Origin of the sequence: Streptomyces sp. Inha503, assembly GCF_047215865.1 — a bacterium.
Lineage (GTDB): Bacteria > Actinomycetota > Actinomycetes > Streptomycetales > Streptomycetaceae > Streptomyces > Streptomyces lycopersici.
The window spans coordinates 10,017,613-10,041,408 of record NZ_CP178360.1 but is presented as its reverse complement, the minus strand read 5'-3'; the positions used below and the strand labels follow the sequence as shown (position 1 = coordinate 10,041,408).

24 protein-coding genes are annotated in these 23,796 nt (G+C 70.5%); 7 read left to right on the top strand and 17 right to left on the bottom strand.

Going from position 1 to position 23,796, the window contains the following annotated elements; translation table 11 throughout:
• Positions 1-58 precede the first annotated feature (58 nt).
• Positions 59-1,234, bottom strand: a complete 1,176-nt coding sequence (gene tuf, locus ACJX2R_RS42095; protein WP_413106089.1) for an elongation factor Tu — start codon at positions 1,232-1,234, stop codon at positions 59-61.
• 105 nt (positions 1,235-1,339) lie between these two features.
• Positions 1,340-1,492, bottom strand: a complete 153-nt coding sequence (locus ACJX2R_RS42090; RefSeq protein ID WP_198278272.1) for a hypothetical protein — start codon at positions 1,490-1,492, stop codon at positions 1,340-1,342.
• A 197-nt stretch (positions 1,493-1,689) separates the two neighbouring features.
• Between ACJX2R_RS42090 and ACJX2R_RS42085 the strand changes: the two genes are divergently transcribed.
• Entirely contained in the window at positions 1,690-2,430 is a 741-nt protein-coding gene (locus ACJX2R_RS42085; protein WP_413104359.1) for a TVP38/TMEM64 family protein, read from the top strand.
• On the opposite strand, the gene ACJX2R_RS42080 is transcribed toward ACJX2R_RS42085, so the two are convergent.
• On the bottom strand, positions 2,408-3,952 hold the full coding sequence (locus ACJX2R_RS42080; protein ID WP_413104358.1) for an MFS transporter: 1,545 nt from the start codon (positions 3,950-3,952) through the stop codon (positions 2,408-2,410). The two genes, ACJX2R_RS42085 and ACJX2R_RS42080, sit on opposite strands and share 23 nt — an antisense overlap.
• A 318-nt stretch (positions 3,953-4,270) precedes the next feature.
• Here ACJX2R_RS42080 and ACJX2R_RS42075 point away from each other — a divergent pair, with 318 nt between their 5' ends.
• On the top strand, positions 4,271-5,143 hold the full coding sequence (locus tag ACJX2R_RS42075; protein WP_164431385.1) for an undecaprenyl-diphosphate phosphatase: 873 nt from the start codon (positions 4,271-4,273) through the stop codon (positions 5,141-5,143).
• 221 nt (positions 5,144-5,364) lie between these two features.
• Here ACJX2R_RS42075 and ACJX2R_RS42070 read toward each other — a convergent pair whose 3' ends face one another.
• From ACJX2R_RS42070 to ACJX2R_RS42040, 7 genes are all read right to left on the bottom strand, one after another.
• Positions 5,365-6,027: an HAD family hydrolase gene (locus tag ACJX2R_RS42070; RefSeq protein WP_413106088.1), complete on the bottom strand. Its 663-nt coding sequence runs from the start codon at positions 6,025-6,027 to the stop codon at positions 5,365-5,367.
• Between the two features lie 27 nt (positions 6,028-6,054).
• Positions 6,055-6,675: a flavin reductase family protein gene (locus ACJX2R_RS42065; protein ID WP_413104357.1), complete on the bottom strand. Its 621-nt coding sequence runs from the start codon at positions 6,673-6,675 to the stop codon at positions 6,055-6,057.
• Complete coding sequence (locus ACJX2R_RS42060) at positions 6,618-6,896, bottom strand: FMN-binding negative transcriptional regulator (protein WP_413106087.1); 279 nt, start codon at positions 6,894-6,896, stop codon at positions 6,618-6,620. Before ACJX2R_RS42060 ends, ACJX2R_RS42065 begins: the two co-directional genes overlap by 58 nt.
• A 26-nt stretch (positions 6,897-6,922) precedes the next feature.
• A complete protein-coding gene (locus ACJX2R_RS42055; protein ID WP_413104356.1) occupies positions 6,923-7,888 on the bottom strand; it encodes a MerR family transcriptional regulator in 966 nt (321 codons plus the stop codon).
• A gap of 79 nt (positions 7,889-7,967) precedes the next feature.
• The gene (locus ACJX2R_RS42050) at positions 7,968-9,941 is read right to left on the bottom strand and encodes an NAD(P)-binding protein (RefSeq protein WP_413104355.1); all 1,974 of its coding nucleotides are present in this window, start codon (positions 9,939-9,941) and stop codon (positions 7,968-7,970) included.
• Complete coding sequence (locus ACJX2R_RS42045; RefSeq protein WP_413104354.1) at positions 9,938-11,119, bottom strand: mandelate racemase/muconate lactonizing enzyme family protein; 1,182 nt, start codon at positions 11,117-11,119, stop codon at positions 9,938-9,940. Before ACJX2R_RS42045 ends, ACJX2R_RS42050 begins: the two co-directional genes overlap by 4 nt.
• A gap of 1 nt (position 11,120) precedes the next feature.
• A complete protein-coding gene (locus tag ACJX2R_RS42040; RefSeq protein WP_413104353.1) occupies positions 11,121-12,512 on the bottom strand; it encodes an MFS transporter in 1,392 nt (463 codons plus the stop codon).
• A 134-nt stretch (positions 12,513-12,646) separates the two neighbouring features.
• On the opposite strand from ACJX2R_RS42040, the gene ACJX2R_RS42035 reads away from it, so the two are divergent.
• Positions 12,647-14,347: a GntR family transcriptional regulator gene (locus ACJX2R_RS42035; RefSeq protein ID WP_413104352.1), complete on the top strand. Its 1,701-nt coding sequence runs from the start codon at positions 12,647-12,649 to the stop codon at positions 14,345-14,347.
• A gap of 14 nt (positions 14,348-14,361) precedes the next feature.
• On the opposite strand, the gene ACJX2R_RS42030 is transcribed toward ACJX2R_RS42035, so the two are convergent.
• On the bottom strand, positions 14,362-14,580 hold the full coding sequence (locus tag ACJX2R_RS42030) for an EF-hand domain-containing protein (RefSeq protein WP_317259574.1): 219 nt from the start codon (positions 14,578-14,580) through the stop codon (positions 14,362-14,364).
• Between the two features lie 88 nt (positions 14,581-14,668).
• On the bottom strand, positions 14,669-15,646 hold the full coding sequence (locus ACJX2R_RS42025; protein WP_413104351.1) for a GlxA family transcriptional regulator: 978 nt from the start codon (positions 15,644-15,646) through the stop codon (positions 14,669-14,671).
• Between the two features lie 71 nt (positions 15,647-15,717).
• Between ACJX2R_RS42025 and ACJX2R_RS42020 the strand changes: the two genes are divergently transcribed.
• Both ACJX2R_RS42020 and ACJX2R_RS42015 read left to right on the top strand, forming a co-directional pair.
• On the top strand, positions 15,718-16,392 hold the full coding sequence (locus tag ACJX2R_RS42020; protein ID WP_413104350.1) for an HD domain-containing protein: 675 nt from the start codon (positions 15,718-15,720) through the stop codon (positions 16,390-16,392).
• A 73-nt stretch (positions 16,393-16,465) separates the two neighbouring features.
• Complete coding sequence (locus tag ACJX2R_RS42015) at positions 16,466-16,888, top strand: RidA family protein (protein ID WP_413104349.1); 423 nt, start codon at positions 16,466-16,468, stop codon at positions 16,886-16,888.
• Between the two features lie 45 nt (positions 16,889-16,933).
• On the opposite strand, the gene ACJX2R_RS42010 is transcribed toward ACJX2R_RS42015, so the two are convergent.
• Complete coding sequence (locus tag ACJX2R_RS42010) at positions 16,934-17,449, bottom strand: MarR family winged helix-turn-helix transcriptional regulator (RefSeq protein ID WP_413104348.1); 516 nt, start codon at positions 17,447-17,449, stop codon at positions 16,934-16,936.
• A gap of 42 nt (positions 17,450-17,491) precedes the next feature.
• Between ACJX2R_RS42010 and ACJX2R_RS42005 the strand changes: the two genes are divergently transcribed.
• Positions 17,492-18,433 carry an EamA family transporter gene (locus ACJX2R_RS42005; RefSeq protein WP_413104347.1) on the top strand — a complete coding sequence of 314 codons (942 nt, stop codon included), beginning with the start codon at positions 17,492-17,494 and terminating at the stop codon, positions 18,431-18,433.
• A gap of 73 nt (positions 18,434-18,506) precedes the next feature.
• The gene (locus ACJX2R_RS42000) at positions 18,507-19,622 is read left to right on the top strand and encodes an AI-2E family transporter (RefSeq protein WP_413104346.1); all 1,116 of its coding nucleotides are present in this window, start codon (positions 18,507-18,509) and stop codon (positions 19,620-19,622) included.
• On the opposite strand, the gene ACJX2R_RS41995 is transcribed toward ACJX2R_RS42000, so the two are convergent.
• The 4 genes from ACJX2R_RS41995 to ACJX2R_RS41980 all read right to left on the bottom strand — a co-directional run bounded on the left by ACJX2R_RS41995 (position 19,541) and on the right by ACJX2R_RS41980 (position 23,743).
• On the bottom strand, positions 19,541-20,860 hold the full coding sequence (locus ACJX2R_RS41995) for an MFS transporter (protein ID WP_413106086.1): 1,320 nt from the start codon (positions 20,858-20,860) through the stop codon (positions 19,541-19,543). The two genes, ACJX2R_RS42000 and ACJX2R_RS41995, sit on opposite strands and share 82 nt — an antisense overlap.
• On the bottom strand, positions 20,778-22,145 hold the full coding sequence (locus ACJX2R_RS41990) for a hydantoinase/oxoprolinase family protein (RefSeq protein WP_413104345.1): 1,368 nt from the start codon (positions 22,143-22,145) through the stop codon (positions 20,778-20,780). Before ACJX2R_RS41990 ends, ACJX2R_RS41995 begins: the two co-directional genes overlap by 83 nt.
• Positions 22,146-22,468: 323 nt before the next feature.
• A complete protein-coding gene (locus tag ACJX2R_RS41985) occupies positions 22,469-22,990 on the bottom strand; it encodes an aminotransferase class I/II-fold pyridoxal phosphate-dependent enzyme (protein WP_413104344.1) in 522 nt (173 codons plus the stop codon).
• A gap of 39 nt (positions 22,991-23,029) precedes the next feature.
• Positions 23,030-23,743, bottom strand: a complete 714-nt coding sequence (locus ACJX2R_RS41980; protein ID WP_413104343.1) for a GntR family transcriptional regulator — start codon at positions 23,741-23,743, stop codon at positions 23,030-23,032.
• Positions 23,744-23,796: the final 53 nt, after the last annotated feature.

Below are 23,796 nucleotides of genomic sequence, written 5' to 3'. Positions count from 1 at the left end.
GCCTCCGCTCGTCCGCCACCCCCGCACGGGGGAGGCGGACGAGCGGGGCCGGTGACGGCTACGGCAGCACGGTGGTCACCGTGCCCGCGCCCACCGTGCGGCCGCCCTCGCGGATCGCGAAGCCGAGGCCCGGCTCCAGCGGTACGGCACGGCCGAGCTCGACCGTCATGGTGACCGTGTCACCGGGGCGCGCCACCGCGGCGGCCCCGAGGTCCACGGCGCCGACCACATCGGCCGTACGGAGGTAGAACTGCGGACGGTAGCCGGTGGACACCGGGGTCCGCCGACCGCCCTCGGCCGCCGAGAGGATGTACACCCGCGCGGTGAAGCGCCGCCGCGGCACGACGCTGCCGGGCGCGGCCACCACATGGCCGCGGCGCACCGCGTCCCGCGCCACTCCGCGCAGCAGCAGCGCCACATTGTCGCCCGCCTCGGCCGACTCCATGGACTTGCCGAAGGTCTCCACCCCGGTGACCACCGTGGCCACATCGGTGCCGGGCACCTCGACACGGTCGCCGACCCGTACCGTGCCGCGCTCGATGGCGCCGGTGACGACCGTGCCGCGGCCGGTGATGGTCAGCACGTTCTCCACCGGTAGCAGGAACGGCGCCCCGGTGTGGCGCACGGGCGTCGGTACGTAGATGTCCACGGCGTCCAGCAGCGCCTCGATCGCCCCGGTCCAGCGCGGGTCGCCCTCCAGCGCCCGCAGCCCGGAGACCCGTACGACGGGCGTGGTGTCGCCGGGGTAGCCGTGCGCGGAGAGCAGCTCACGCACCTCCAGCTCGACGAGGTCGGTGAGCTCGGGGTCGCCCGCGTCGGCCTTGTTGAGCGCCACCACGATGTGGTCGACGCCGACCTGGCGGGCCAGCAGCACATGCTCGGCGGTCTGCGGCATCACGCCGTCGAGCGCTGAGACCACGAGGATCGCCCCGTCGATCTGGGCGGCGCCGGTCACCATGTTCTTGATGAAGTCGGCGTGGCCGGGCATGTCGACATGCGCGTAGTGGCGGGTGTCGGTCTCGTACTCGACATGCGCGATGTTGATGGTGATGCCGCGCGCGGCCTCCTCCGGCGCCCGGTCGATGCGGTCGGCCGGCACATAGGCGCCACCGGTGCCGCGCTCGCTCAGCACCTTGGTGATGGCGGCGGTCAGCGTGGTCTTGCCGTGGTCGACATGGCCCATGGTGCCGATGTTCAGATGCGGCTTGGTGCGCACATAGATCTGCTTGGACATGTTGGACATGCGACGGTCTCTCCTCGTCAGCGGGGTGGGAAGCGCGGACCCCAGAACCTCGCCGACCCTCCCCCTGGGGGATCCGTCGGAGTTGTCCGAGGAGGGTCAGCTTCGGGCGCCGTCGAGGCAGGCGGCGGGAACGGCGGCGGGCGGGTCCGTGGTGAGGGCGGCGACCGCGGCCGGAGCGAGAGAGGGGACGGCAGCCTTCGGCGCGTCCGCGACCGCGGACGTCGGCGTGAGGAAGGCGAGCCGGAACATGCTGTGATCTTCGCGCAGTGTTCGGTCCGCGTCGAATGGTTTTCGGTGCGTTTCGGTATGTGCGGGGTGGGTGGGACGGATGGTTCGGAACCTCTCTCAACGGGGTTCGGAACCCTCCGTCGACGGTCTGCCGACAATCGGACGACAACCCGACGACATCACAGCGTCCGCCGGTCCCGGTCGGTTACGCTCCACCGATGCTCGATGTCGCCCCGCCGCCCGCGAAACCGGCCACCCGCCGCGCCCGCGCCGTGCTCCTCTCGCCGTGGTCGCGGCTGGGGTTGCTCGCCGCGCTGCTCACCGGTTCCGCGATCGCGGTGTGGCTGTGGCAGCCGCAGCGGCTGCTGACCCACGGCTGGCCGGAGTTGACGGGCGGGACGGCCGTGCTGCTGTTCACGGCCGCTTATGGGGTGGGCACCGCCGCGCTGGTGCCCCGGCCGCTGCTGAACCTGGCGGCCGGTGCGCTCTTCGGCATCCAGGCCGGGCTGGCAACGGCCATCGGCGGCACGGTGATCGGCGCCGGGATCGCCTTCGGCCTCGGACGGCTGCTGGGGCAGGACGCGCTGCGGCCGCTGCTGCGGGGCCGCTGGCTCACCGCGGCGGACCGGCAGTTGAGCCACCACGGGTTCCGGTCGATGCTGGCGATCCGGCTGTTCCCCGGCGTACCGTTCGCCGCCGCCAACTACTGCGCGGCCGTCTCCCGGATGGGCTGGCCGTCGTTCCTGCTGGCCACGGGGCTGGGCAGTGTGCCGAACACCGCCGCGTACGTGGTGGCGGGCAGCCGCGCCACCACCCCCACCTCGCCCGTCTTCCTCCTCGCGCTGGCCTTCATCACGGTGCCCGCCGTCGCGGGGGCGCTGGTGGCCTGGCGCAAACGCGGCCGCATCCGTCCCGTACGGATGGAGCCGGAGGCCGTCAGCCGCCGGACGGTCCGGTAGCGGAGGCCGATGTGGCCGCGGCGCGGGCGGACAGCGGCTCGGCGATGTCCTCCAGCGGACGCCGCTCCGCCGGAATCGCGAGGAAGACGGCGACCAGCCCGGCGACGACCATGAGCGACGCCCCGATGGAGAAGGCCAGCGCGGTGTCGGCCACGACTCCGCTCGCCGTCAGATCCGAGAAGATCAGCGGTCCGCTGACGCCCCCGGCCGCCGTGCCGATGGCGTAGAAGAAGGCGATGGCCAGGGCGCGCGTCTCCATCGGGAAGACCTCGCTGACCGTCAGATACGCCGAGCTCGCACCGGCCGAGGCGAAGAAGAGGACCACGCACCAGCAGGCGGTCAGCGTGGTCGCGTTGAGCCAGCCGTTGCCGAACATCCAGGCCGTGATGAACAGCAGCACACCGGAGAGGACGTACGTCCCCGAGATCATCGGCCGGCGGCCGACCGTGTCGAAGAGCCTGCTCAACAGCAATGGCCCGAGGAAGTTGCCGAAGGCGATGACCGCGAAGTAGTAGCCGGTCTCGCCGCTGGGCACGCCGAAGAACTTCACCAGGATCGAGCCGAAGCCGAAGGTGATGGCGTTGTAGAGGAACGCCTGCCCGATGAAGAGGGCCAGCCCCAGGAAGGCGCGCCGGGGGTACGCCCGGAAGAGCGTCCGGGCGATCTCGATGAAGCCGGTGCTCTTCCGCGTGCGGATGGTGATGGCCTTGTCCGGCTCGGGGAGGCGCCGCCCGGTCTCGTCCTCGATCCGCCGTTCGGCCGCCGTGACCAGTTCCTCGGCGCCCTCCGCCCGGCCGTGGATGAACATCCAGCGCGGGCTTTCGGGGACGTTCCGCCGGACCAGCAGGATGACCAGGCCGAGGACGACGCCGAGGGCGAAGGTGAGCCGCCAGCCGATGTTCAGCGCGAAGAAGTTCGTGTTGAGCATCAGCACGGAGAGCAGCGAGCCGCCCATCGCGCCGAGCCAGAAGCTCCCGTTGATGACCAGGTCGACGCGGCCCCGGTACTTGCCCGGGATCAGCTCGTCGATCGCGGAGTTGATGGCCGCGTACTCGCCGCCGATGCCAAAGCCGGTGAGGAAGCGGAAGAGGAAGAACCACCAGGCGGAGAAGGAGATGGCGGTGAGCGCGGTGGCGGCGAGATAGACCCCGAGCGTGATGAGGAAGAGTTTCTTGCGGCCGTAGCGGTCGGTGAGCCAGCCGAAGACCAGCGCCCCGGTGCAGGCCCCGGCCACATAGAGGGCCGCCGCCATCCCGGTGACCTGCGCGTCGGTGATGGGCAGCCCGCTGCCGGGCTCGGAGAGACGGCTGGCGATATTGCCGACGACGGTCACCTCGAGACCGTCCAGGATCCATACGGTGCCGAGGCCGATCACGATCATCCAGTGCCAGCGTGACCAGGGCAGCCGGTCCAGCCGCGCCGGGACCTCGGTGGTGATCGTCCCGCCCGGCCCCTTTCCGGCGCCGCCACCGGCCCCGTCCCGTCGGCCGCCCTGTTCCCCGTCGTGCCCGATCGCGGTCATACGGTTCGGCTCCTCGGCTGTCCACGACTGCCCATGGCTGTCCACGGCTGTCCACGGCTGTCCACGGCTGATCCTCACCAGGCGCCCGCGGCCGGGCCCCGAGTACCCAAGGTCAAAGAGCTGAACCGATGGTCCGACCAGGGTCCGACCAGGCCCTTGATGGGCCGCGCACCCGGGGACGCTACGCTGCCCCCACAACCGGCCGTTGATCCTCGACGGTCGGCTTCCCACTGACCGCCCCGCCTGAATCGGTCATGCCTGGACATCTGAGACCAGGGACCGAGCAGCGCACGATCAGCCTTGGATAGCGAAGACTCAATGTCGTGGTTTGAATCATTCATCCTCGGGCTGGTCCAGGGGTTGACTGAGTTTCTTCCGATCTCCTCCAGCGCCCATCTGCGGCTCACGGCCGCGTTCGCCGGCTGGAACGACCCTGGGCCCGCCTTCACCGCGATCACCCAGATCGGCACGGAGCTCGCGGTACTCATCTACTTCCGCAAGGACATCGTCAACATCGTGTCGGCCTGGTTCCGCTCGCTCTTCAGCAAGGAGTGGCGCGGCAACCACGATGCCCAGATGGGCTGGCTGGTGATCGTCGGCTCGCTGCCCATCGGTGTGCTCGGCCTCACCCTCCAGGACGCCATCGAGGGCCCGTTCCGCGATCTGCGGCTCATAGCCACGACCCTCGTGGTCATGGGCGTCGTGCTGGGCTTCGCGGACCGGCGGGCGGCCCGCGATGAGACGGGCGGCCGGCATCGCGTCGCCAACCAGCGCAAGACGCTCCAGGAGCTGAGCATCCGGGACGGGCTCATATTCGGGGTCTGCCAGGCGATGGCGCTGGTGCCGGGCGTCTCCCGGTCGGGCGCCACGATCAGCGGCGGACTGCTGATGGGCTACACCCGAGAGGCCGCGGCCCGCTACTCCTTCCTGCTCGCGGTGCCGGCCGTGCTGGCCTCGGGCGCCTTCGAGCTGAAGGACGCCTCCGAGGGCCATACGGAGTGGGGCCCGACGATCTTCGCGACGGTCATCGCCTTCGTCGTCGGCTATGTGGTGATCGCGTGGTTCATGAAATTTATTTCAAGTAAGAGCTTTATGCCGTTTGTGATCTACCGGATCCTGCTGGGCATCGCGCTGTTCGCGCTGGTCGGCTTCAGTGTGCTGAGCGCGCACGCGGCCGAGTCGGCAGGCTGACCCGCCCCGTCCCCAGCATGGGCAGGGAGATGGGCCGCCGGCCGAGGAGGGAGGAGTCCGGCGGCCCCTTCGCTCAGGTCTGGCGCCCCTGAGCGGCATGGGACGAGTCAAGCGCCATGCCGGGCAGCGGGGAAGGGTGTGCGGTAGATATATGCAAGCATTCGCATCACACCGGGTGTGAATTCCTCACCCAGCGCACACCCCTGCCCTGAGCCGCGGCCTTACGGGGACGATGACCCCGACGGTCCGGTGACGATCTCCACCAGCTCGCTCAACGAGTCGATCCGCCAGTCCGCCATCGCCGCGTCGGCCGTATCGGCCCACAGATAGGCCCACGGCCCCCGGCGGATATGCGCGGCCCGCAGCCCGGCGGCCTTCGCCGGGCGGATGTCGAAGGCCGGGTAGTCCCCCACGTACACCGTGTCCCCCGGCGCGGCGCCGCCGAGCTCCAGCACCCGCCGGAAGAACTCCGGATCGGGCTTGACGACCCCCCATCCACTGGACGTCGCCACGGCGTCGACCGGCAGCCCCATTCCCCGCAGCAGCTCCCCCATCCGCAGCGACTGGTTCCCGGCCAGGACCACCCGCAGCCCGGACTGCCGCAGCGCGCCGAGCGCGGACCGTACGTCCGGGTACAGATCGGACTCGTCCAGCCACTCCCCCCGCCCCGCCGCCTCCCGCGCCCGGCGCTCGGCGTCGATGTCCACGCCGCCCGGCCGCAGCAGCCGGATGGCGTCCCCGTCGTCCCGCCCCTGCGCCACGACGGCCCCCACCAGCGCGGACAGAGTGTGCCGGGGCACCCCGAGCCAGTCGGCCCAGGAGCCCCAGTAGCGGTCCTCACGGACGAGGGTCGAGCCGATGTCGAACACCACGCTCTCCACCACCACGGCCCCTTCCTGTGGCCCGTGACCTCACGCCTTCTCCGGCGCCTGGCCCTCCCAGTCCGCGTAACGGATCCGGGCGAGATCCAGCACCTCACCGACCGTGCCCCATTCGTTCTTCCCCAGCCGGGACAGCGGCCGCAACCTGGTGACCTCGGCATGCCCGTCGACCATCGCCTCCTCGTCGATCGCGGCATGCACCACCCGCCCGAAGACCACCGTCGAGTTCCCGAACCCCATCGTGCTGTGCACCACACACTCCAGCGCCACCGGCGACCCCGCCACCCGAGGCGGCTTCACCCGCAAGCTCGCCTCCTGCTCCACCCCCACCGCCTCGAACTCGCTCACCCCGTGCGGAAAGTCCGTAGCGGTCGCGTTGACCTGCTCGAACAACCCCTCGGGGGCGAGGTTCACCACGAACTCCCCGGTGTCCTCGACATTCCGCAGCGAATCCTTACGCCCCACGGAGGTGAACTGCACGACGGGCGGGGCCACGGCCGCGACGGTGAAGAACGAATGCGGGGCGAGGTTCGCGGCACCGTCCTGGCCGACGGTCGACACCCAAGCGATCGGCCGGGGCACGACGACCGAGGTCAGCAGCTTGTAGAAGGGGGTGGAGCCCATGGTCTCGGGATCGAAGTCGATACGCATGCGCCCCAGTATCCGCTGGCCGCGGCGGCGCGGCAGTGGTCGGTCAGGCGGCGGATCCGCGCCTCGGTCCAGACCGGATCGTCGTGCACGACGAGCTCTCCGTACACATGGGCGATCATGGCCTCGCCCTGGGCCGGCTGCCGCCAGTGGTCGTTGCCGCGTGCCATGTGCCCGATGAGGGCACCGTGTTCCCCGGCGTCCGGGTCGTACTCGAAGGGCAGCGGGGTGGCGAGGAGGCCCTGCGGGGTCAGGGTGACCTACAGGGGTTCTCCCGCAGCCAGGTCAGGACCTGCTGAGCGTGTTCGTCCGGCGGGAAGACCGGGTAGAAGGCGTGCTCGATCTCGCCGTGGCGGATGACCAGTGTGAGCCGTGTGAACAGCCGCGTCCCACCGGCCTCGAAGGTGGGCAGGCCGAGGGTGTCGGCCAGGCCGAGGGCGGGGTCGGAGAGCATGTCGAAGGGCAGTCCGAGCCGTTCCACGACCTCGTTCTGGTAGTCGGTGTCCTGGCTGGACAGCCCGTACACCCGTCCCGCTCCGGCTTCGAGGAGGTCTTGGAAGTGGTCGCGGAAGCCGCATGCCTCGGGGGTGCAGCCGCGGGCTCCGGGGATGGAGTTCCAGCCCTCGGGCAGATCGGTGCCGGGGCGGCCGGTGAGGGGGTAGATGTAGATCACCGTGCGGCGGGGGCCGAGTGCGTCCAGCCTGATCGCCTTGCCCGCCGTGTTGAGCAAGGAGACCGGCGGTACCTGCGTGCCGGGCAGGTGGTCCGCGGCGCCGTTGTCCGTGGGTGCGGGCAGGTCGGCGGGTAGCGTCAGATAGGTCTCACCTCCGGTTTCGGGGCGCGTAGGCGGTGTGACGCCGCTGCCCCGGTGGGCGGCGGCGTTCAGGTTGGTGATCAGCGTCGCGCGGCGCGCGGTCAGGGCCTCGATGCGCTCGGTGAGCTCGTCGACCGCCTGTCGGTAGCCGGCCAGGGAGGCCGGGCAGTCGTCCGCGTGCGGACGTCCGGCGGCCAGGCACTCGAGGAACGGCCGGGTGCCCTCGACAGGGATTCCCAGCCGGTGGAGGGCCTTGATCTCACGCACGAGGCGTACGTCGGTCTCGTCGTAGTCCCGGTAGCCGTTGGCGAGGCGCTCGGGGGTGATCAACCCCAGCGACTCGTAGTACCGCACAGCCTTGGTCGTCACGTCGGCCCGGCGGGCCAGCTCACTGATCTTCATGCCGTTCACCTCGTCTTACGCTAAACCTTGCCCTCAGGGGCAAGGTCAAGCGCCGCCCGGGCACCGGTCCGGGTCCCCGTCATCGAGGCCGGTGAGGCGGGCGCAGGATTTCATGGGCGAGCCGGGCGCCGGAGGTGATCGCGTGGCGGATCAGTCCGGGTGAGGAGGCGTCGCCGACGACGTGCCAGCGCGCGTCGGGGCACGCCGCGCGCCATGCCGGGAGTTGCCCGTCCTCCGGCGCACGGTATCCGCACACGACCAGCGGAGCGTCCCGGCCTAGTTCAGCGGCGTCCCGCGTGATCACGTTGCGCGAGAACAGTGTCCCGTCGTCGTTCCGCACCAGCTCGGTGTGGGGCAGCACGCGCACGGGCGAGCGGAGCAATTGCTTGGTGAGGCGGACCTGGTTCGGCCCCTCCACGCGGCCGGCCGCGGCGGGCAGTGGGGTGACCAGGGTGACCCGGCGGGCGATGTCCCCGGCGAGCCGCAACGCGATGACCGTGCCCGCGCTGTAGCCCTCCGGGTCGTACACGACCACGTCCTCACCCGGTCCCGGTGTCCACGCTCCGGTGAGGCAGTCGACGTCGGAGTGTGCCTCGTACTGTGCGGAGTCCAGCCACGCGGGGAGTACGGGCTTGGCGCCGCCCGCGTGCACGACGTGCTCCGGCGAGAGCCCGGCCAGCACGGACGGCGTGGCCGGGGTGCCGAGCCGGACGCCGACGCCGTGCTCTGCCAGTGCCCGCTCTGCCCACTGCCGGTATCGGTGGATCTGGTCCGGGTCGGCGAGCAGTGCGCAGTCGATGCGGCCGCCGATGCGCTCGTCCCGCTCCAGCAGTACGACGCGCCGCCCGCCCTGCGCCAGGAGGCGGGCCGCTTCCAGACCCGCCGGTCCCGCGCCCACGACGACCGCCGTGCCGGTCCTCGCCGACGAGGGCACCGTGGCCAGCTCGGGGTGCGCGACTTCGGGGTTGACCGAGCACGCGAGCGTGAGTGACGCGCCCACCCGGCGGCATCCCTCGTTGATCGAGATGCATGGGCGCACCAGTCCGGGCTCACCGGCGGCGACCTTGCCGGCCAGCCGCGGGTCGGCGATCATCGCGCGGGTCATGCCGACGAGGTCGGCTTCCCCGGCTTCGATCACGTCGTCGGCCTCCCGGGCGTCCAGGATCCGTCCCGCCACCAGTACGGGCGCGCGCAGACGTGCCTTCGCCCGCGCGGCCAGTTCCCGGTACACCCCCCGGGGATAGTCCGCGGTCGGCACCGTCCCGACCGCGCCGTCGGCGGTCACCGCGCTGCTGCCGACGATGTCGAACAGGTCGACGACACCGAGCGCGTCGTAGTGGGTGGCGATGTGGAGCAGGTCCTCGCGACTCAGTCCCAGCCGCTTCGTCCTGGTGTCCAGGGACATGCGCAGCGCCACCACGAAGTCCCCGGGCACCGCGTCCCGCACGGCCCGCAGCACCTCGGTGCCGAACCGCAGACGCCTCTCGGGCGTGCCGCCGTAGCGGTCATCGCGCTGGTTGAGCACGGGGCTCCAGAACTGTTCGAGCAGATGGGTGCCGTACGACGTCACCTCGATGCCGTCCCAGCCACAGCGGTACAGTCGCGCGGCGACGTCCGCGTAGTCGCGGACCAGGTCCCTGATGTCCTCTTCGGAGAGGACTCGGGGCGTGCCCTTGGGGAGGAACCCGGCTCCGGCGGAGGGCGCGACGTGTGCCAGATCCGGGTCCTCCATCTCCTCCCGGGCGCCACGGTGTGTCGCCTGGGCGATGAGCGCGGTTCCGGCCGCGTGTGCGGCGTCTGCCATCCGGCGCAGCGCGGGCTCGTTCTCGGCGTTCCAGAGGGCCGGGTTGAACCTGTTCGCCGCCATCGGGCTCACCGAGGCGGAGCCGAAGGCGATGATCAGCCCGGCTCCGCCGCGGGCCCTGCGGAGGTGGTAGTCCTCCAGATGGGGAGTGATCAGCCCGTTCACGGCGAGCTGTTCGGAATGGGCGGTGGACACGATGCGATTGCCCAGCGTCAGATGTGCCAGGCGGAAGGGGGTCATGAGCTTCATATGTGCCGCTCCTTGAGCCGTTTGACGAGAAAGGCCGAGGCCACCGTGTCGTCGAGATCGACTCCGATCCCCGGGCGGTCGGGCACCGTCAGGAGGCCGGCTTCGATTCGGGGTTCGAGGGGGTCGGTGAGGATCTCCCGGTATCCGGGGACCGCCGACAGATAGGGAAAGGTCTCGACCGAGTGGAGGTTGGGGACCGCGGCCGCGGCCTGCACCGTGTGTGCCGTTCCGATGCCGGATGAGCAGTTGTGCGGGGAGACGCGGATCGAGTGGCCGCGGGCCAGTGCCGCCACGGACTGGAAGACGCCGTGTCCGCCCGCCAGACACACGTCCGGCTGGATAATGCTCACCGCCCCGGTGCGCAGCACACGGTCGAACGCGGCGAGCCCGGTCAGCCGTTCCCCGGTGGCCACCGGCACCGGCGCCGGAGTCGGCAGCCAGTGCAAACTCGACTCGTCGGCCGGGTCGAACGGCTCCTCCGCGAACTCGACGCCGAGGTCGCGCAGCGCGCCGAGCAGCTCCGGTGCGTGGTCCCGCGGCACGCAACCGCCGAGGTCCACCATCAGGCGTACATCGTCCCCCACACGTTCGCGCAGTCGCCGCACATGGTCGATGGCCGAGCGGAGCAGCGCGGAATCCCACCGCGCCGGGCTGGGATGACGCAGCCTCTGCTCCTCGTCCTGCCGGACGAGGGGGTAGGTCTTCAGTGCCCGGTGCCCGTCGGCGACCACACGCCGCGCGGCGGTCAGCCGGTCTTCCTCCGAGTGCTGCCCGAAGTACCAGCCGTTGGCGTAGACGGGCAGCCGCGTGTGCACCCGGCCGCCGAGCAGCTCGTGCAGCGGGACACCGAGCGCCCGCGCGGCCGCGTCGTGCAGTGCCTGATCGATCGCGCTCACCGCGCCGGCGAACAGCGAGCCCGCACGCTTCGCCCAGAACGTCCCGTAGGTCAGCTCCAGCAGGATCTCGTGCCGGGCTGACAGCGGGCGGCCGAGCACGGCGGTCCGGAGCAGTTCGGCGAGCAGCGGGGGCATCGCCTCGGTGCCCGCACCGTAGGAGACGCCCGTGTCGCCCAGCCCTACGGTCCCGGCGTCCGTCCGGAGGCGGACGACCGTGGGGCGGAGCGACGGATTGAGTATCCGGTACACCTCCGCCGATGTGATCCGTTCGCTCAGTCCCATGTCAGGACCCGCCTCCCGGCGTCGCCTCGGGCTCCGGCGCCCGGTGGCCAGGCCGTGGCCGGGTGCTGCTCTGGCCGAGGGACAGCGTCTTCGTCTCCGGCGCGAGCAGCAGGGTGACCAGCAGGCCGACGGCGGTGATCCCGGCGCCGAGGAGCAGGGTGCCCGCGGTGCCCAGCGCGTCGGTGGTGAGGGGCAGTACGAAGGTGCTGGCCATCGACCCGAGCCGGCTCATCGCGGTGGCGAAGCCGACTCCGGTGGCGCGCAGATCGGTGGGGAACAGCTCGCTCGGATACACGAACTGGAGCCCGCTGCCCGCGGCTTCGGAGAAGTTGTAGAGCACGAACAACACGACGATCAGGAACGCGACACTGTGCGGCACGACTCCGAGCGCGACCAAGGCGGCGACGGCACCGACGAAGCTGGCGATCAGCAATGGCCGCCGCCCCATCCGGTTGACCAACACCATGCCCACCGCGATGCCGACCACCGCGATGGCCATGATGAGGGCCGAACTGGCGTAGGTGTCGCCAACGCCCAGCGACTCGAGCAACTGCGGCTGGAAGGTGCGGATCGAATAGGCCGGGGCGACCTGGCAGAACCAGAACACCGAGCAGAACAGCAACGGGACGCCATACCCGCGGCGGAAGATCTCCACCAGGTTGCCCAGTCCGATACCGCGCTCGTTGTGCCTGTTCCCCCGCTCCCGGTTGAGCTCATCGGAGGTGGCCTCCTGGCCGAAACACATCAGCAGGATCCTCTGGGCCTCCACCAGCCGCCCCCGGGAGGCCAGCCACAGCGGTGACTCGGGAATGCCCGATCGCAACACCAGGAAGAGCGCGGCGGGCACCGCGGCGCTGACCAGCATCCACCGCCACGCCTCCGGGCCGATGCCCCGCATGGCCCAGCCGGCCCAGAAGCTCATCCCGTAGCCGAGCCACCACGCCAGCACCAGCCCGCTCAGCGCGGGCCCGCGGAGTTTCCGCGGCACCAGCTCCGCGGTCAGCGCCGACGCGATCGGATAGTCCGCGCCGATGGCGATGCCGGTGATCAGCCGCAGCGCGACCAGTTGCCAGGTCTCGGCGATCCAGAACTGGAGCACCGAGCACACCACGAAGACGACCAGGTTGAGCACGTACATCAGCCGGCGGCCCACGCGGTCGGTGACCGGCCCGAAGATCAGGCCGCCGAGGAAGACTCCCAACAGTGCCGAGGCCGCCACCAGCCCGGAACCGATCGTGTCGAGCCCGAGCCGCGTGGTCAGCTGGGGCAGGGCTACGGCGATGATGCCGAGCAGATAGCCGTCGCAGAATGGCCCGCCCATCGCGACCAGGACGATGCGCTTGTGAAACGTATTGACTGGTGCCTCGTCGAGCACCGGCTTCTCCACTGTCATCAGGAACAACACCTCGCGGTGGTCGTGGCCAGTGGCCAGGAAGTATGCGAAGCGCCTGGGTTGTCAACAACGTTTCTGTCCCGCCAGCAGCGCCGTTGATGAAATCGAGTCGAAAGTTCTGTTACCTTTCGGCGATGGCCACACCGGTGCCCCTGACCGGCGCGCAGCGGCGAACGCTCGAAGCCCGGGCGCACAGCCGGAATTCCTCCCAAGCCGAAGGGCTTCGGGCCCGGATCGTGCTGGCGTGCGCCGAGGAACCGACCGACCGGGCGGTGGCACGGCGGCTGGGCGTCTCGGCCCAGATGGTCGGCAGGTGGCGCGCACGCTTCCTGGCCGAGGGGCTCGACGGGCTCGCCGACCGGCAACGCACGGGCCGGCCGCGCACGGTCACCGAGGCACACCGCGACCGCGTCGCGAAGCAACTGCTGAGCGAGCCGCCGGTGCCTTCCGCCGCCTGGTCCACCCGCTCCCTCGCCACGGCGACCGGCCTGAGCCAGACCGCGGTCAGCCGGATACTGCGCTCGCTGAAGCCCGGCCCCGCCACCGGCGACTGGCTCCCCGGCCGGGACCGCGAGCTCACCGGGCTCCTGCTCGCCCCGCCCCTGCGGGCCTGCGCCGTCGCGGTGTCCGGCCGCTCACGGCCGACGGCCGGCCACCGCGGCAGGCGGAGACCCGAAGTGGCCCCGGTCCTCGCCGCCGCCGACACTCTCCTCAACGCCCCGGGCGAACGCCCGTACCACCCGACCGACCTTCCCCACTTGCTCGACTTCCTCGACCGGCTCCACGGGCTCGCCCCTCCGAACGGCGAGACGCATGTCATCGTGGCGGGCGCACCGGTGCACACCGACAGCCGTCTCGTCCGCTGGTTGCGCGACCACCCCCGGTTCCACCTGCATCCCGTGCCCGCCCGACGCGGTTGGGTGAGCGAGTTGGCGGCGCTGCTGGGCGGCGCCGCCCCCGCGCCGGAGGTACTGCGCGATCTCCGGAACCAGCTACGGACCTGGGTGGCAAGCCCGTCCGGGCCACTGGTGTGGGTGCCTCACATTACTTACGACTCGACGAGCGAAGCCGCTCACCTCCACGCCCCGGACGGTCCGGCTCTCCGGGCGGTGGACGGCCCCGGCAGCCCGCGGCCGGCCGACCGGGTGGCGGACGCACTGCGGGAGCAGATCGCCAGTGGTCACTTCCCACCCGGCGAGCGGATCAAGGAGGCACCGCTGGCGGCACGGCTCGGTCTCTCGCGCGGGCCGGTCCGGGACGCCCTGCGCATCCTCGCCGAGGACGGCCTGGTCGAGCTGATGCCCAACAAGGGCACCACCATCCCCATGGTGACAGCGGAGCGGGTGCTGGAGGTCTACGCCGTGCGAGGCGCACTCGGCGGTGTGCTCCTCCGACGGCTCGCCACCCTCGAACCGGAGTCGCTGGAGCCCGTGCGGATCGCGCTCGCGGACGTACACCGGGCGGTTCAGCACCGGGACCGGAGCCGAATCGCCGACGCGGACCTCCGCTTCCAGGATGCGATCGCCCGTGCCGCCCGGCTCCGGCACACCTCGCTGTTCTTCACGCGGCTGACGATGCAGCTACGGATGTTCATCTCCATCCTGGGGCTCGACTACGCCGACGTCCCCAGCCGCATCGAACGCTGGAACCATGCGATCTTCACCGCGCTACGGGAGCGCCACGGCCACCAGGCGGTACACGTGTGGCGGGCCAAGATGGACATCGCTGTCCGCTACATGGTCGCCCAGCTTCCGACGGAGAACTTCGACCCCGAACTGTGGCTCACGATCTCCACCGCCACCGAGCACCGGGACCATCCGAAAAGGCCCCGCTGAGCGACCCGGCGGTGTCAGCCGTTCATGGCCGCCCAGAACTCCTCGAAGGACATCTGGCGATCGCCGTTGGTGTCGAGCGAATCGATCAGCTCCTGGGCCTGCGATTCGGTGATCTCCGAACCCTCCAACTCCGCCACGACCTTACGGTATTCGTCCGCGGTGACCAGGCCGTCCCCGTCCAGGTCGTAGCGGTCGAAGACCTTCCGCGCCGCCGTCTCCATGATGTCTGCCATCTTCTCCGCCCTTCTGCGATCTTCGCTGACGGGCCCAGATTAGCGGTCAGCGGGTGTCCACGGTCCCGCCCGCTACGGCTGCGGGCACTCAACCGCGCGGGCCTGCTTGTGAGCAGGCCGGACCGGGCGACGTCGAGCGCCCGAAGGCGCGGCGATAGGCGGTGGGGGTGGTGCCCAGTGCGCGCCGGAAGTGCAGCCGCAGGTTGGCCGCCGTGCCCAGTCCGCAGTCCCGTGCCACCCGATCCACCGAGTGGTCCGTGGTTTCCAGCAGTTCACGCGCCCTGCCGAGGCGGGCGTTGAGCAGCCACCGCAACGGGGTCGTGCCCGTCTCCTCGGTGAACCGGCGCATGAAAGTACGCTGCGAGAGACCCGCGTGCCGGGCGAGCACGCGCAGCGTGAGCGGCTCGCCGAGCCGGTCCAGGGCCCATCCCCGGGTAGCGGACAGCGACGCCTCCCCGGCCACCGCGATGGGAGCCGGCACGTACTGGGCCTGCCCACCGTCCCGGTGCGGGGCGGCCACCAGGCCGCGGGCGATCTCGTTCGCCACCACCGCCCCCAGGTCGCGGCGTACGAGGTGCAGACACAGGTCGATGCCGCAACACACCCCGGCCGAGGTGAGCACCTCGCCCTCGTCGACGTAGAGCACATCGCGGTCGACCGTGACGGCCGGGAAGTCCCGCTCGAAGTCGTCGATGTGCTTCCAGTGGGTCGTGGCGTGCAGCCCGTCCAGCACGCCCGCCGCGGCCAGCGCGAAGGCGCCCGTGCAGATCGACACCACACGTCTGCCTTGGTCGCGGGCCTCGGCCAGCATGCCGAGCACGGCGTCCGGCAGCCGGTGGATCGGTTCGAATCCCGGCACGATCACGGTGTCGGCGCCGCGCACCTGCTCCAGCCCGCCGTCCGCGACCAGAGCGAAACCCGCGGTGGTGGTCACCCTCGGCTCCAGCGCGCACAGGGTCATCTCGTAGGGGGTTTCCGGCCGGGTGGTGAAGATCTGCGTCGGGATCGCCAGGTCGAGCGGGGTGACCCCGTCCAGCGCCAGGACCGCGACTCGATGCACTGTCATGGCAAGATCCTAGCGAAGTGAGGAAATTTTGCCTCTCGCCAGGTCAGGGCGGTCGCGGTCAGGCTGAAGACATGACCGGACCTACCCGCGAGGCGACCGCCGACCTGATCACGCTGCCCGGCACACCGCTTGCCGACGCCGTCATGGAACTCATCCGGCCGGTGGAAACGCCGTCCGTGTTCAACCACAGCATCCGCAGTTACCTGTTCGCCCGGCTGGTGGCCGGCCGCCTCGGCCTGGCCGTCGGCCACGACTACCACGACGACCTGCTGTTCGCCGCGTGCGCGATGCACGACCTCGGCGTGGCGCCGGACGGCCCGCACAGCCAGCGGTTCGAGATCGAAGGCGCCGACCGGGCCGCCGCGTTCCTCGTCGAACGCGGCGTGCCCACGGCCGACGCCGACCAGGTCTGGCAGGCCATCGCCCTGCACACCTCGCCCGGTATCGCGGAACGCCACGGCACGCTGTGCGTGCTCGTCCGCGAAGGGGTCGCCCTCGACTTCGGCGGCCCACTGGGCGCCGACCACATGGAAGCGGTCACCGATGAGCAGGCCGACGCCGTGCACGCCGCCTATCCACGACTGGACATGATCCGCTCGCTCACCGACGCGATCGTCGCGCAGGCCGCGAAGAACCCGAAGAACGCACCCCGGTACGCGATCCCCGGCGAATTCCTCCGGGAACGCGAGACCTTCGGCCGGACCCGGCTGGAGCACGCCTGCCGTTCGTCCCGCTGGGGCGACTGACCCCACGGACCCACGGACCACACGGACCCCACGGACCCCACGGCCCCGTCAACAAGGAAGAGGAACCACCACAATGACCGTCCACCCCGTCGAGATCCCCGAGGACAACGCGGTCTTCGGGCAGACCACCAGCGCCTTCGCGAGCTTCGGCTACTCCGCCGCGGTCCGCGCGCAAGGCCTCCTGTTCATCGCCGGAACGATCGGTCGCCGCGCCGACGGAACCATCCCGGACACCATCGAGGAACAGACCGAGATCGCCATCCGGAAGATCGAAGAGATCCTTCGGCTGGAGAACCTCGATCTGTCCGCACTCGTCGACGTCACCAGCTACCACGTCGACATCCGCCGGCATCTGCCCGGCTTCGTCGAGGCCAAGCAGCGCCTGGTCAAGGCGCCCTACCCGACCTGGACGATCATCGGGGTCAGCGGCCTCGCCAGCCCGGGGCTCCTCGTCGAAATCCGCGCGACCGCCGCGTATCCCGAGGCATCCCGGTAGGCCGCCGCTTCTGGGCCCGCTCCCGGGCCCAGAAGCGGCGCGTCCCTACGCGGGCCGGCCGTCTTCCAGGCGGGAGAGCCAGGTCGTGAGCAGTGCTTCGAGCGTCTCGGCCTCCGCGGGCGTCAGCAGATCCAGCAGGTGGCGTTCGTTGCGCATGTGGTCGGTGAACGCCTGGTCGATCAGTTCGCGTCCGGGGGTGGTGAGGGCGACGATCCTGCCACGCTGGTCGTCGTCCGAGCGGCGGCGGGTGACGAGTCCGGCTCGCTCGAGGCGGTCGATCCTCTTGGTCATCGCACCGGTGGTGACCATGGTGTGCGCGGCGAGTTCGCCAGGAGCGCGTTCATAGGGTTCGCCTGCGCGGCGCAGTGCGCACAGGACGTCGAACTCTCCCTCGGTGAGGTCGTAGCGGCCGTATACGCGGCAGAGTTCTTCGGTGAGTTGGCCCGCCAGGCGGTGCAGTCGGCCGATCACTCCCTGCGGAGAGGTGTCGACGTCGGGCCGTTCGCGGCGCCAGTCGGCCTGGATGCGGGCCACGCGGTCCTGCGGTTGCCGATGTTCCATGGAAGACAAATATAGCTTCCCAGGAAGCTATATTTGTCTTCCATGGAAGCTAATGCGCGTTGGGTGGCGCTGACCGCGGTCGCGCCGGTGGCGTGGGGAGCCAACTACTTCGTCACCCACGAGTTCCTCCCCGCCGGGAGCCCGCTGTACGGAGCCGCTCTGCGGGCGCTGCCCGCGGGGCTCGTCCTGCTGGCGTTGTGCCGGTGGCGTCGGCCGCACGGCGCGTGGTGGTGGCGGTCCGCGGTACTGGGATCGCTCAACGTGAGTGTGTTCTTCGTCCTCGTCTACGTCGCCTCCCAGCTGCTGCCGACGAGCGTCGCGTCGACCGTCATGGCGGTGTCCCCGCTGACGATGACGCTCATCGCCTGGCCCCTGGTGTCCGAACGGCCCCGGACCGCGCACCTGTCCGGGGCCGTGGTCGGGCTCGCCGGGGTGTGCCTCATGCTGCTCAGGGGCAGGGAAGGGGTGAGCGTACCGGGAGTTCTCGCCTCAACGGCCGCCATGCTGGTGTCGTCCTTCGGCCACATCCTGACCAAGCGGTGGAGCGCCGATACCGATGTGCTCGCCTCGACCGCCTGGCAGCTGACCGCCGGAGGGCTGTTCCTGCTTCCGGCGGCCGCGGTGGCGGAGGGCCCTCCGCCCGCCCTCTCCACACCGGCGCTCGTCGCCTTCGGCTATGTCTCCCTGGTCGCCACCGCGCTGGCCTTCACCGTCTGGTTCACCGGGCTGCGCCACCTGCCCGCGGGCACCGTGGGTCTGATCGGGCTGCTCAACCCCGTCACGGGCGTGCTGCTCGGCACCACGGTCGCCACGGAGGTGCTGACCGTTCAGCAACTGTGCGGACTGGTCCTGGTCCTGGCCGGAGTCGTCCTCGGCCGGCCCACCCGCGCGGGCCGACGTGGCACCGGCCGGACGCCCGCCCAACCTGATACGCACCCGCGCCCCGCACCGGACCCCTCGCCCTCCCGCCCCCAACACCGGTGAGGACACTGGGACTTTGGCTAGGGTGCTCCCGAAAGGCAGCGCGGGGCAGCACTCATGAGGTACGGGTGGCCCCATGCCACGCACGTTGAGTTCAACGAAAACCCGCGCCGCGCTCCGCGTATCGGCGCGCATCTCTCTCGAATTGCTTCTGATCCTCGTCATGGCCACGGCGGTCCTGTGGGCCCTGGGCCAGATGTGGTCGGTCATCTGGCCGCTCGTCGTCGGCCTGCTCCTCACGACGCTGACCTGGCCCCTGGCCCGCCTTCTGCGCGGGTGGGGGTGGCCTCCCGCGCTGGCCGCCTCGGTGGTGACCCTGCTGTTCCTCCTGGTCGCCACGGGTATCGTGGCGCTGATCGCGGTGCCCGTGGCATCCCAGTCCGGTGAGCTGGCCGACGGTGTGACCGAAGGCATCCAGCGGGTGCGCGAATGGGCCGCCGGGCCGCCGCTCAACATCGACGACGCCCAGATCGCTCAGGCCACCGACACCGCGGCCGCCCGGTTGCAGAGCAGTGCCGGCAGCTTGGTCAGCGCTGTCGTCGCGGGTGTGAGCACGGTGGTCGACGGTGTGATCACCGCCGTCCTGGCGCTCTTCTTGATGTTCTTCTTCCTCAAGGACGGTCCGCGGTTCCTGCCGTGGCTCGCCCGTCAGCTCCCCGGCCGGCTCGCCACCGACATCCCCGCCGTGGCCGAGCGCAGCTGGGACACCCTCGGCGCCTTCGTGCGCTCCCAGGCGCTGGTCGGTCTGCTCGACGCCGTCCTCATCGGACTCGGGCTCTGGGCTCTGGGAGTACCGCTGGTGCTGCCGCTGGCGGTGCTGACCTTCATCTCCGCGTTCATTCCCGTCGTGGGGGCCTTGTTCGCGGGTGTGGTCGCGGTGCTCATCGCGCTGGTGTTCAACGGTCCGACGGACGCGCTGATCGCGCTGGCGATCATCATCGCGGTGCAGCAGCTGGAGGGCAATGTGTTCCAGCCCATGATCCAAAGCCGCGGCCTCGGCCTGCACGCGGCGGTCGTCCTGCTGGCGGTGACACTGGGCAGCAGTCTGGCCGGGATCGTGGGCAGTCTGCTCGCCGTACCGGTGGCCGCGCTGATCGCGGTGGCCTGGAACTACACGCGCGAACAGCTCAGCCATCCGCCGCAGGAGCCGGAGAGCGACGAACAGCCCGCCGGTGGCGCCGTCGTGTCATAGCCCCTCACCGTCGTGCGCCGGGAGCAAGGCCCCGGCGCACGACGCCGAGCGTGCGGCCGGTCACCCGGTCTTCCCGGTGTCGTGGGGCTGGGGCAAGGGGGCCTGGCGGTTGACTGTTCCGCCTTTCGCCCGGCCGTCAGCAGGATCACCAATCCGGCGGCAAGCATGAGGGCGATGGCCAAGAGGGCGTAGGTGAAGACGCCGGAGACGCTGACGCAGAACGCCCCGATGAACAGGACGTCGTCGTGGGTGAAGGTGGCCAGCAGCAGGCCCACGACGCCGAAGGCCAGGGGTACCGCCGTGGAGAACACCACGGACCGGCGCGCCGCCACCTTGGCCCGGGCGAGCATGGCGACGATGGCGATGGCCGAGGGAATGCCCGCGAGCAGCACACTGCTGACGTCCGAGATCGTGGAGGCGTTCCCGGTAGGGGTGGCGATCATCGTCGGTAGGAAGAAGGCGATGGGGTACAGCCCGAAGACGATGGCGAAGAAGGCGAAGGACAGCATCCACACGCGTCCGCTGGAAAGCGCCTGACGCATCCCGGTGAGCGCGCCGTGTGCGTTCTGCTGGGCGGTTTCCAGGGTGAGCCGACGCTGGATGGCGTCCTTCTCCTGGGGTGTCAGCCACTTCGCGTCGGCGGGCCGGTCCGGCAGCAGGCCGTAGATCAGGGTTCCGGACAGGACGGTGAACAGGCCCTCGGTGAAGAACAACGACCGCCACCCGGCGCGGCCGTAGGTGCGGTGGTGCTCGGCGTGGAACCGCCGCCGTACGGAGGCCATCAGGCCGGGGGCCGGCTTCCCGTCGGGGACGGTGACGGACAGCTCGAACCGCTGGCCGCGGTAGCGCATGTCGAGGACCCTCTGTACCTCGGTGTGCGCCGAGGGGGCGGCCTCCCGCAGGGCCTCGGTGACTTCCTTGGCCATCCGGTCGAACTCCGCGCCGAGCAGGTCGAGCGCGTCGAGGTCCGCCCGGTGGGGCGCCACCGCCTGCCGTTCGGTGTCGGCGACGAGGAGTCCCAGACTGCTGAACAGCCCGGTGTGCACGGGGACGATGACGGTGTCGATACCGAGTTCCCGGGCGATGGCCGCGCCGTAGAGGGGCCCGGCACCGCCGAAGGCCACCATGACCGCCTCCCGCGGATCGCGGCCGCGTTCACTGGTGACGGCCTTGACGGCCTTGGTCATGCTGGACACGGCGACTTCGTAGGCTCCGCGCGCGGCCGCCGGGATGTCCACGCCGAGGTCGTGGGCCACCGGGGCGATGGCCCGCCGGGCGAGGTCCGGCTCGATGGCCACCCCGTCCGCCGGCCAGGGCCCGCGGGCTGAGGTAGCCCAGCACCACGTTGGCGTCGGTCAGCGTGGGGCTGGTCCCTCCGTTGCCGTAGCAGGCGGGACCGGGCCGGGACCCGGCGCTCTCCGGTCCGACCCGCAGGGATCCGGCGACGTCGGTGGAGATGACGCTGCCCCCGCCCGCACCCACTTCGGCGATGTCGATGGAGGGCACGCGCAGCGCATATCCCGCCCCCTTGCCCATGCCGCTGGTGATGTTCATGCCCCCGCCGACCTCGTAGTCACCGGCGACGAACGGTTCCCCGTTCTCGATGAGGGATGCCTTGGCCGTGGTGCCGCCCATGTCGAAGGCGACCACCGAGTCGATCCCCATGAGCTGGGCGAGTTTCCGTACGGCGATGACGCCGGCGGCGGGCCCCGACTCGATGATCTGTACCGGGCGCCCCACCACTGAGGGGGCGTCGAGGAGACCGCCGCTGGACTGCATGATCATCAAGCGCGCGGAGACGCCCGCTTCCCGCAGATCCTCGCCGAGCGCCGTCACATAGTCATGGACCTGGGGGCCCACATAGCTGTTGACGACCGCGGTACTGGTGCGCTCGTACTCCTGCATCTGAGGCGTGATGTCGACGGAGGCGGTCACATATGTGCCGGGCAGGAGGGCCCGCAGTTCGGCGGCGACCCGGCGCTCCTCCTCTGGACGGACATAGGAGTTGATCAGGCACACCGCCACCGCCTCGATGCCCGCGGCCCGGATCTCGTCTGCCACCCGCGCCAGTTCAGCGGAGTCCGCCGGAGGGTCGAGGCGACCGTCGGCGGTGATGCGCTGGTCGATCTCGTAGCGGTGGCGCCGGGGAACCAGCGGGGTCGGCCGCTGCCAGGAGAGGTCGTACAGCAGGGGGCGGCGCAGGCGCCCGAGTTCCAGCACGTCCCGGAATCCCCGCGTGGTCACCAGGGCGGTACGTGCTCCCCGCATCTCCAGGATGGCGTTGGTGGCCACCGTGGTGGCGTGCAGCATCGCGGTGACCTGGTGCGGGAGCGCGTCCGCCGCGGAGAGCGCGGCCCGGGTGCCGCCGAGGACGCCGCTGCCGAAGTCCGGCGGTGTGGAGAGGACCTTCACGGGGACGACCCGGCCGCCCGGGCCCAGGGCGATGACATCGGTGAAGGTCCCGCCGATGTCGGCGGCGACTCGCCAGCTTCCGTCGAGATCGGTCAAAGCGGGTCCTGACATGTTCGGCTCCTTGAAAGGCGGCCCTGAAGGGGCTCCCTCGTGCCGCCCCTCCGTGCAGTTGCGATGACCATAAGCCAAATCTGAGATCTCAGCAATGAATGCATGAGATCTCTTTATCGCCCGTGCGATGCCTTGCCGTACCGCGTGCGTCGACTTCCGTTCCCGCTATTCCACGACGGGCGGGCGGGCCGCCGAGCCGCCCCCGCTCCCCCGCCTCAACTCCCCGAGCCGCCGCCCCACTTCATCGAGGTCGGCGGCGGATCCCCCGTACACCATGCGGACGTGGGTGTCCGGCCCCGCGAAAGCGTCTCCCGCGATGGCCGTCAGGCCGTGGCCCAGCAGCAGCCGCTCCAGCCGGCGCCCGCGGAATCCGAGCGGGGCGCAGTCGACGAAGACGTGATGGCGTCCCATTCGAAGGCATGGTGTACCGGCTCCAGCAGATGGGCGGGAGCGTGCACATATCCGACCCGCCAGCTGGTGAAGGCGTAGTTCTTGCTGAGGCTGGTCACGGTGACCAGGTCCGGATGGTGATCGCGCAGCAGCATTTGGGGCACATAGCCGGGCCCGTCCCACACATATCGCTCGTACGACTCGTCGGAGAAGACGATCAGACCGTGACGCGCGGCGACGATCAGAAGCTGACGCAGCCGCTCCCGGCTGGGCACATAACCGGTCGGATTGTTGGGGTTGCAGATCAGCAGCGCTCGGGTGGCGGGAGTGATCGCGGCCTCGACGGCCGTCGGGACATGGTCCCAGCCGCGGCTCTCGTCGGACGGTACGTACACCGGGCGGGCTCCCGCCAGGCGGATCATGCCGTCGAAGAAATAGCTCGGAGCGGGGACCACGACCTCGTCGCCCGGCGACAGCAGAGCCCTCAGCGGAGCTCAGGTGACGCTGATGCTGACCTCGGCGAGCGACGCATGGGACACCAGCTGGTCGATGATCTGCTCCTGGGCGGCCCGCGTTCTGGCGCCCATGGCCGCGCGGGCCGCGGCCGGGTCACGGTCCCGGATGGCGTCGAGGATCTCCCGCCGCTGGTGCGCGGCCGGTTCCGAGAAGGGCAGGGACTTCAGCGTGATCCGCAGGACTCGCTCCAACTCGTCGAAGACCCGGACGACCGCCTGAGCCAGCATGTCATTGCCGCATCGGTTGGCGATGATCGCGTCGAATTCGAGGTTGGCGCGGAGGAACGCGTCGAGGCCGGCCGGGTCCCCCGTCTCGTACGTGACCGACAGGAGCTCCGCCATCCGGGCGAGATCGCGCTCGGGGCAGCCGATCTCCGCCGCGAGCCCCGCCGCCTCGACCTCCAGCAGCCGACGGAACGCACAGAGATCACGGGTCCCCTTGAGGGTGACCGGCAGGATGCGGTAGCCCGAGCGGGGCAGCGCCTGCACCAGACCGTCCCTTTGCAGCCGGGTCAGGGCCTCCCGGGCGGGCATCGTACTGGCACCGGCCCGGCGCGCAAGGGTCGACTTGGTGACATGAGCGCCGGGCTCCAGTTCGAGTTCGATGATCTGGCGCTTGATGGTGGCGTATGCGCGCTCGGTGGCGCTGAGGCTCGGATGATCTTCGCTCAGGATGGCCGGCAGATACTTCACACCCCCACCTTAGCGCAATTGCGATCTCAGATTGCCCACCCGGAGATCTCAGC